The organism is uncultured Brevundimonas sp., assembly GCF_947305955.1.
Taxonomy (GTDB): domain Bacteria; phylum Pseudomonadota; class Alphaproteobacteria; order Caulobacterales; family Caulobacteraceae; genus Brevundimonas.
The window spans coordinates 1-7,936 of record NZ_CAMZFB010000073.1; the positions used below are offsets into that span (position 1 = coordinate 1).

Here is a 7,936-nt window from a genome sequence, read left to right on the forward strand (position 1 = left end):
TTGTTGGCCAGTGGCGACGCAGTTTCTGATAAAACGCATAAGAAAAGGGCCGGTGGATCAACCACCGGCCCTTCTTTTTTGTCGCTAACGCTAAGCGGCTTATACGCGCTCGACGCACAGGGCCACGCCCATGCCGCCGCCGACGCACAGGGTCGCCAGACCCTTCTTCGCGCCCGAGCGCTTCATCTCGAACAGCAGGGTCGTCAGGATGCGGGCACCCGAGGCACCGACCGGGTGACCGATGGCGATGGCACCGCCGTTGACGTTCACCTTGGCCGGATCAAGGTTCAGCTCCTTCACCACGCACAGCGACTGGGCGGCAAAAGCTTCGTTGGATTCGATCAGGTCAACGTCCGAGACCTCCCAACCGGCCTTTTTAAGGGCAGCGGTCGAGGCGGGGATCGGGCCGGTGCCCATGATGGCCGGATCGACACCTGCGGTCGCCCACGAGGCGATGCGGGCCAGCGGCTCCAGACCGCGCTTGGCGGCTTCCTCGGCGCTCATCAGTACCAGAGCGGCCGCACCGTCATTGATGCCCGAAGCGTTGCCGGCAGTGACCGAGCCGTCCTTGGTGAAGGCCGGACGCAGCTTGGCCATGGCTTCCAGCGTGGCACCGTGGCGGATGTATTCGTCTTGATCCACGACCACATCGCCCTTGCGACTCGGCACGGTCACGGGAACGATTTCATCGGCGAACTTGCCAGCCTTCTGGGCGGCTTCGGCCTTGTTCTGGCTGGCGACAGCGAACTGGTCCTGCTCCTCGCGGGTCAGGCCCCACTTCTCGACGATGTTCTCGGCGGTCTGGCCCATGTGGTAGCCGTGGAAGGCATCCAGCAGACCATCGCGCAGCATGTGGTCCTCAAGGGTAACAGCACCCATCTTGTGACCGTTACGCAGGACCTGCAGGTGCGGTGCCTGCGACATCGATTCCTGACCACCGACGACGACGATGTTGGCATCGCCCTGTGCCACCTGCTGATAGCCCAGAGCCACAGCGCGCAGGCCCGAGCCACACAGCTGGTTCAGCGACCAGGCAGCAGCTTCCTTGCGGACGCCGGCATTGATGGCGGCCTGACGGGCCGGCCCTTGGCCTGCACCGGCTTGCAGCACCTGACCGAGGATGACCTCGTCAACTTCATCGCCCGAAACACCGGCGCGTTCGAGCGCACCCTTGATGGCGATCTCGCCGAGCTTGGACGCCGGAAGCGACGACAGCGAGCCGAGGAAGGAGCCAACCGGCGTGCGGGCGGCGGAAACGATGACGACGTCTTTCAAAATATTCACTCCCAAAAGATTTTCCTCGTCTTCGCACATGCAGCATTCTGCGTGCAAGTTAGGCTTCGGTGTTATCTATTTGGCCACCGCCTGCGTGCCACTGTCATCTTCCCGCCGTTAAGGTGGTGAACGGTGCTCGCGCTCGCGAGTTCTAGAAACCAGTACCCGCGTTGTAGACTGTCGCCTCCGCACGGATTCTTCGCATGACTGACAAAGTCCCCGCCCTACGCCGTCTGGCCCGCCACATGATGAAGGCGGACGCTCTGGATATGGAAGAACACTATGAGAGCCGCGCGGCGAAGCTCGCGGACCTTTGGGTGCATCTGGTCGGTCTGATTGCGGCGCTGGTGGGGGCCGGTGTTCTGGCCACACTGGCGGGGATCTACTCGGGCATCGGCGCCATGGCCGCGACCCTGCTCTATAGCCTGTGCCTGATTGGCATGCTGACGGCGTCTACCATCTATAACCAGACCCATCCGTGCGCGGCCCGTCCGGTGCTGCGCAGACTGGATGAAGCCTTTATTTTTCTGATGATTGCGGGCTCCTACACCCCGATCACCACCCAGCGTTTCGAAGGCTCGCTGTCGGTCGGCTTTACGGTTCTGGTCTGGGCTATCGGTCTGGGCGGAGCCTTTGCCAAGATGTTCGTACCGCGCCTCAGCGACATCTTCTGGTCCTGCGTCTATGTGCTGTTCGGCTGGCTGATCGTGTTTGCGATCAAGCCGATGATCGACACCGTATCGCCGGTGGCGCTGGGCCTGCTGGTAGCGGGCGGCGTGACCTATACGGTCGGGGTGCTGTTCTTCATCAACCGCGCGCTGAAGTTCCGCCGCGCCATCTGGCACAGCTTTGTCGTGGCGGGCGCAGGCATGCACTGGGCTGCCATTCTGATCGGCGTTGTGCTGGCCCCCAATCTCGGCTGAGGCCCGCACATCACCACAGTTTGAAAAACGAGACTCGCCTTAGCGCACGCAATGCGGGATGGTGTGCTGCACAACAGCGCAAAAATAAGCGCAGGCAAAAGGTTTCAGAGGGTGGAACGCATGGGCGCAGTGGTCATCAAGAAGTACGCCAACCGTCGGCTCTATAATACGGCGACGAGCAGCTATGTAACTTTGGACGATCTGGCACAGATGGTCCGTCAGGGTACCGAGTTCGTCGTCTATGACGCCAAGACCAATGATGATCTGACGCGCCAGATCCTGACCCAGATCATCTTTGAACAGGAAAACCGTGGCGAAGCCCTGCTGCCCGTCCAGTTCCTGCGCCAGCTTATCGGCTTCTATGGCGACAAGATGCAGTCGGTCCTGCCGTCCTATCTGGAAATGTCGCTCGACAGCTTTACCCGCCAGCAGGACCAGTTCCGCCAGCAGTTCACGCGCGCTCTGGGCCAGACGCCCGGCGGGGCGCTGATGGAAGAGGCCGTGCGCCAGAACATGGCCATGTTCGAAAATGCCATGCGGATGTTCCCGGGTTTCGGCTATGGCAACGCCGCCGCGCCCAAGACCGAACCCCCCGCTGCGGCACCTGAAAAATCCTCTGACGACCTGGCCGAAATGCGCCGCCAGATGGACGCTATGCGCGAACAGCTGGACCGCTTGGCCAAGGCCACCGAAAACTAAGGCCGTGGTCAGGCCTATTGCCCCCATCGGATCGACGACGGCGAGCCCAACATCTTCGCCCGTGGGACAGGAGATGAATGACGGCCGGCGCCAGCATCAGGGACAGGAAGGCGAGGGTAAAAAGCCCAAGCCCGAGACCCTGCCGGTTGCGGTCACCACCCCGGCAAAGCCTGCCGCCGTCCCGCCCCCGCCCCCGTCGGCCTTTGCCGCCCAGGTGCTGGGCCAGCCGGGCAAGAAGCGCGGCCTCAAGGGCGGTCCCGAAGTCCTGGATACGGCCCGCTCGACCTATCTAAGCCGCGAGTTTTCGGGCCAGAAGGACCGGCGCCCCAAGCCCGGCCAAAAGCGCAAGGCCGAGATTTAACCACCGCCGCGCACATGGCACCGCATTTGCTTAGGTCCGATCCAAGCGATCCGGAGCCGAACCTATGTCCACCCTTTTGGCCGCCATGGCCCGCGTGTCGGAGATGGCTGTCGTCAGCCTGATCTTCCTCGCCTTCAGCTAGGCGGATTGTCCTCGCGGATGGTCCCCGGCTGACGGCTGCGGGCCTGAAGCCACATGACGCCCCAGAGATCGCTGACCGAGACCCTTAGGCGGCTCCAGTTGGTGTATTTGGACTGGCCCGTCTCGCGGTGGCGGTGCGCCACATCCAGATAGAGGTTCCGATAGCCCTCGCGGATCATCAGTGCCGGCAGATAGCGGTGCATGTGATCGAAATAGGGTAGCCGCAGATAGGCCTCGCGCCGGAAAGCCTTCAGCCCGCAGCCGGTATCATCGGCATCGTCTTGCAACAGACGCTTGCGAATGCGATTGGCCCAAAGCGAGGCCCGCTTCTTGGCCACGCTGTCCTGACGTTTGGTCCGACGCCCTCCGACCAGCCCCACCTCCGGCCCCGACGACAACAGCAGGTCCACCAGCCTCGGCGCATCCGCGGGCGGGTTCTGGCCATCGCCATCCAGTGTCACGATCACATCGCCACGCGCTGCCAGCACACCCGTGCGGATCGCGCGGCTTTGGCCCGCATTACGCTCATGGGTCAGCACCCGCATCTGCGGGAAACGCGCTTGGGCAGACTTCAGAACCTTGCCCGTGGCGTCGCGGCTGGCATCGTTCACAAAAAGGATTTCGTGGTCCCGCCCTTGGAATGCGGCGGCGATATCCTGTGCCAGCGATAAAACCGCCCCCTCCTCGTCATGCACCGGCACAACGACGGAAACCAATCCAGAGGGGCGCGCGGGGGCAGCTGCGTTCATACCCAAAGCTGTAACCCAAACTTGTACAACCCTCCATTGCCCACATCACACCGTGCCAAAAGCTTTCGCCTCTGCAAGGAAGGATGATAGCAATAGGCTATGACCCGTCCGAACCTGGATCGATTCATTGTCGGCTGGCGCGGCCCCTTACTGGCGGCCATGCTGACCCTGTTGGCGGGCTTGCCCGGCCTGTTGCTGCTGCCGCCATTGGATCGCGACGAAAGCCGGTTCGCCCAGGCCACATCCCAGATGCTGGAAAGCGGCGACTATATCGACATCCGTTTTCAGGACGATCCGCGCTGGAAAAAGCCGGTCGGCATCTATTGGGCACAGGCCGCAGTCGTCGGACTGGTGTCCGATCCGGCAGACCGTGCCATCCAGCCCTATCGTATTCCGTCCCTGCTGGGGGCCATGCTGGCCGCCGCCGCTCTGGCGTGGCTGGGTTCTGCCACCCTTGGACACCGCGCGGGCTTTCTGGCCGGTGCCATGCTGGGGGCCACGTTCCTGCTCTCGACCGAGGCGGGGATCGCCAAGACCGACGCCCTTTTATGCGGCCTGATCACTCTGGCCATGGCGGCCTTGGCCCGCATCTATCTGGCCACACGCGACGATATCCGCCCATCCAGACTGCATAAGCTGCTGTTCTGGGCCGCCTTGGGGGCGTCCATACTGGTCAAGGGCCCGATCGGGCCGATGGTTATCGGCCTGACGCTGATCAGCCTTTCGCTGTGGGACCGCAATATCCGCTGGCTGGGCCGTCTGGGCTGGGGATGGGGGATTCCGCTTCTGGCCATCATGCTGGGGCCGTGGGCGATTGCGATCACCATTGCGACCGACGGCGGCTTCTGGCGCGAGGCGCTGGGCGGCGATCTGGCACCGAAGCTGGTCAGTGCCCACGAAAGCCATGGCGCGCCTCCGGGTACCTATCTGCTGCTGGCACCGCTGCTGCTGTTCCCGACCACATTGCTGCTGCCCGCAGCGCTCGTGACCGCGTGGAAACAGCGGAAAGAACCTCTGGTCCGCTTTGCGATCTGCTGGTTGGTTCCGGCATGGATCGCGTTCGAGTTGGTCCCGACGAAACTGGTTCACTACACCCTGCCGACCTTTGGCGCGTTGACGCTGCTGATGGCGATTGCGCTGACCAAACCGCTGGGGCGTTTCAGCCGCTGGGTGGGGGCTGCGCTGGGGCTGGCGGTCGCCGTCCTGCTGTCCTTCCTTGTGCTCTATGGTCTGACCGAGTTTGGGCGCTCCACCGCCCAGACGTGGGCCAATATCACCATCGTCTGCCTGATGATGGCGGCAGCTATCGGTGGTTTCATGCTGGTCAACCGCGCCGCCGTTACCGCCGTTCTGGCGGCCATGATCTTTGGCATCATCGGACACGCGGGTCTGGCCGGAACGCTGCGCCAGTTAAAGCCGCTTTCCGTCTCGCCCCAGTTGGTCGCCACAATGAAGGAGGCGGGCATCCATCCGGCCCAAGGCCACCTGCCCGGTCCAGTCGCCATTGCCGGTTATCATGAGCCGAGCTTCGTCTTCCTGACGGGGCGCGAAACCCAGCTGACCGACGGCGCAGGCGCGGCCAAGGCGCTGGCCGAGGGCCGCCCTGTCATCGTCGAAGCCCGTCAGGAACAAGGCTTCCGCACGGCGCTGTCGGATCTGGGCAAGTCGGGCCGCTCCGTCGGCGAGGTGCGCGGCCACAACTATTCCAACGGCGATGATGTCCGCCTGACCGTCTATGCCCCGTCCACATACGGTGGCCAACAGAACAGCAATGGTAAGCGTTGATGGGACGATTTATCGAAATCGTTGAGGTCGGCCCGCGCGACGGCCTGCAAAACGAAAAGACGGTGCTGACGCCGGAAGTCCGGCTGGAGTTCATCCGCCGCCTCGAAGCAGCGGGTGCGCGCCGTATCGAGGCAGTCAGCTTCGTCCATCCCAAATACGTGCCCCAGATGGCCGGCGCCGAAGAGGTCATGGCCAGCCTGCCCCACGAAGCGGGCCGCAGCCGTATCGGCCTTGTTCTGAACGGCAAGGGTTATGACCGCGCCCTCGGCACGACGGTCGACGAGGTCAATGTCTCCCTGTCCGTCAGCGAGGGTTTTGGCCTGAAGAACCAGGGGCTGGCGCCCAAGGAACAGCTTCAGATGCTGTCCGACATCGTGGCCGGACGCGCCAATGCCGAGGGCGCGGGCGATGCCATTCCGTCGCTGTCGGCCACCTTGTCCTGTGTCTGGGGCTGCCCGTTCGATGGCGAGATTTCGGTCGATCACGTCACCGACATGGTCGGCGCGGTCGCGGAAATGGGGCTCAAGGAAATCGCCTTGGCCGACACCATCGGCGTCGCCGACCCATGGAGCGTCACCCGCAAGGTCGAAGCCGCCCGCAAGGTCGCCGCAGACGCCAAACTGCGCCTGCATTTCCACGACACCCGCAACACAGGCCTGGCCAATGCCTATGCGGGCATAGAGGCTGGCGTCGACATTCTGGATGCCTCGGTCGGCGGCATCGGCGGCTGCCCCTTCGCCCCCGGCGCAACCGGCAACCTCGCCACCGAAGACCTCGTCTACGCCCTCCACCGCGGCGGCTTCGAAACCGGCTACGACCTCGACGCCCTGATCGACACAGCACGCTGGATCGGTACGCAGCTCAACCGCCAAGTCCCCAGCGCGTTAGTCCGCGCTGGCAAGTGGATAAGCTAAGCCAGATCGGCTGTACATGTGGCACGGGGCTCGTGAGGAGCCTCGACCACACTCACAGCCAACAACTCTGATACCCCGCAGCTGATGTGATACAGCGAGCTTGCCGGGACCATCTCTTCAACAAAGCTGAAATCCTCATTCAGCTTGTCCATCCAGAGCCACGGGGCCTCTGGTAGATAGTATTGTTTCAATCCCTCGTAAGCCGCCACGATTTCCCACGCCTCTTCGGCTCGGCCGGTACGGCCATATCGCGCGCAGGCGACCTTGAGTCTCTCGGTTTGCGGCCACAAACGAGCCTGCGCGGATCGCACGCGACCATTCAGCAGTATCTCGTTCATAGCGACGTTACGGACTTTACAAATGCCGTGGTCGCGCGCAAAGCCCGTCATCCGATCGGATACCATTACAGCGTCGGACCAGCCTTTTTGGGCCAGCGCTTCGAAAAGCCACGCCCACTCAAAACAATGTCCGGGTTCCACGACTTCGCCACGCTCATCGTCAAGGGGCAGCCATTCGTGCGCGAAGTACTCTTTCAGTGCCCCGGTTGTAGGATCAATGAACTTATCGCGGCACAGTTCAGCAATCCTCACACCCGCATCACCGAAACGCTGCCTGCCGCTCGCCGTATGAAGCGCATTAAAGGCTTCAAGCAGGTGCATGTGCGGGTTCTGTCGACGGATACTGTTATCGACGATCTCGCCTTCAAAAAAACCACCCGCGGGGTCAGCCCAATGATGTTCAAGCGCGTCTAGAAGTTCTTCTGCACGATCGAACAACAATTCGTCCGACAGGGCTTGGCCTGCGTAGGCCATGCCAAAAAGCACAAAGGCCTGATCATAGAGGTCAGCGCGGCCATCCAAAGCTTCGCCGTTTGCTGACAGCCGATGGACATACAAGCCATCGGCCCGCCGAGCGTTTTTCAGGATGACCGCCATGCTCTGACGAACCAGTTCTTCGGCGTTGCCAGACCATCCATGTCGCTTGGCGGTAATGATCGAATAGATCTGTCGAGCTTGTACAAATGTACGGAAATATGAGGAATCCGGTGCACCTTCGCGCGTCGTCCGCTCTGCAAACAGGCCAACGGAC

The 7,936-nt window shown here is 62.5% G+C and carries 8 protein-coding genes; 5 read left to right on the forward strand and 3 right to left on the reverse strand.

The genetic code is table 11. The annotated features are described in order from the left end of the window. Positions 1 to 99: 99 nt before the first annotated feature. The gene (locus Q0Y42_RS13515) at positions 100 to 1,275 is read right to left on the reverse strand and encodes an acetyl-CoA C-acetyltransferase (protein ID WP_297804754.1); all 1,176 of its coding nucleotides are present in this window, start codon (positions 1,273 to 1,275) and stop codon (positions 100 to 102) included. A gap of 203 nt (positions 1,276 to 1,478) precedes the next feature. Here Q0Y42_RS13515 and Q0Y42_RS13520 point away from each other — a divergent pair, with 203 nt between their 5' ends. The 3 genes from Q0Y42_RS13520 (at position 1,479) to Q0Y42_RS13530 (ending at position 3,258) form a co-directional block, all read left to right on the forward strand. Beyond that, positions 1,479 to 2,198, forward strand: coding sequence for a hemolysin III family protein (locus Q0Y42_RS13520; RefSeq protein WP_297804757.1), 720 nt, complete (start codon positions 1,479 to 1,481; stop codon positions 2,196 to 2,198). Between the two features lie 120 nt (positions 2,199 to 2,318). Next, positions 2,319 to 2,897 carry a polyhydroxyalkanoate synthesis repressor PhaR gene (phaR, locus tag Q0Y42_RS13525; RefSeq protein ID WP_297804760.1) on the forward strand — a complete coding sequence of 193 codons (579 nt, stop codon included), beginning with the start codon at positions 2,319 to 2,321 and terminating at the stop codon, positions 2,895 to 2,897. 73 nt (positions 2,898 to 2,970) lie between these two features. Further along, positions 2,971 to 3,258: a hypothetical protein gene (locus Q0Y42_RS13530; RefSeq protein WP_297804762.1), complete on the forward strand. Its 288-nt coding sequence runs from the start codon at positions 2,971 to 2,973 to the stop codon at positions 3,256 to 3,258. Between the two features lie 134 nt (positions 3,259 to 3,392). On the opposite strand, the gene Q0Y42_RS13535 is transcribed toward Q0Y42_RS13530, so the two are convergent. Further along, positions 3,393 to 4,148: a glycosyltransferase family 2 protein gene (locus Q0Y42_RS13535; RefSeq protein WP_297804765.1), complete on the reverse strand. Its 756-nt coding sequence runs from the start codon at positions 4,146 to 4,148 to the stop codon at positions 3,393 to 3,395. 99 nt (positions 4,149 to 4,247) lie between these two features. Here Q0Y42_RS13535 and Q0Y42_RS13540 point away from each other — a divergent pair, with 99 nt between their 5' ends. After that, positions 4,248 to 5,933 carry a glycosyltransferase family 39 protein gene (locus Q0Y42_RS13540; RefSeq protein ID WP_297804768.1) on the forward strand — a complete coding sequence of 562 codons (1,686 nt, stop codon included), beginning with the start codon at positions 4,248 to 4,250 and terminating at the stop codon, positions 5,931 to 5,933. After that, entirely contained in the window at positions 5,933 to 6,847 is a 915-nt protein-coding gene (locus Q0Y42_RS13545) for a hydroxymethylglutaryl-CoA lyase (protein ID WP_297804771.1), read from the forward strand. Before Q0Y42_RS13540 ends, Q0Y42_RS13545 begins: the two co-directional genes overlap by 1 nt. Here Q0Y42_RS13545 and Q0Y42_RS13550 read toward each other — a convergent pair. Then, positions 6,844 to 7,936: AGE family epimerase/isomerase (locus Q0Y42_RS13550; protein ID WP_297804774.1), on the reverse strand; the 1,093-nt coding region annotated here is incomplete at its 5' end. The genes Q0Y42_RS13545 and Q0Y42_RS13550 overlap by 4 nt on opposite strands.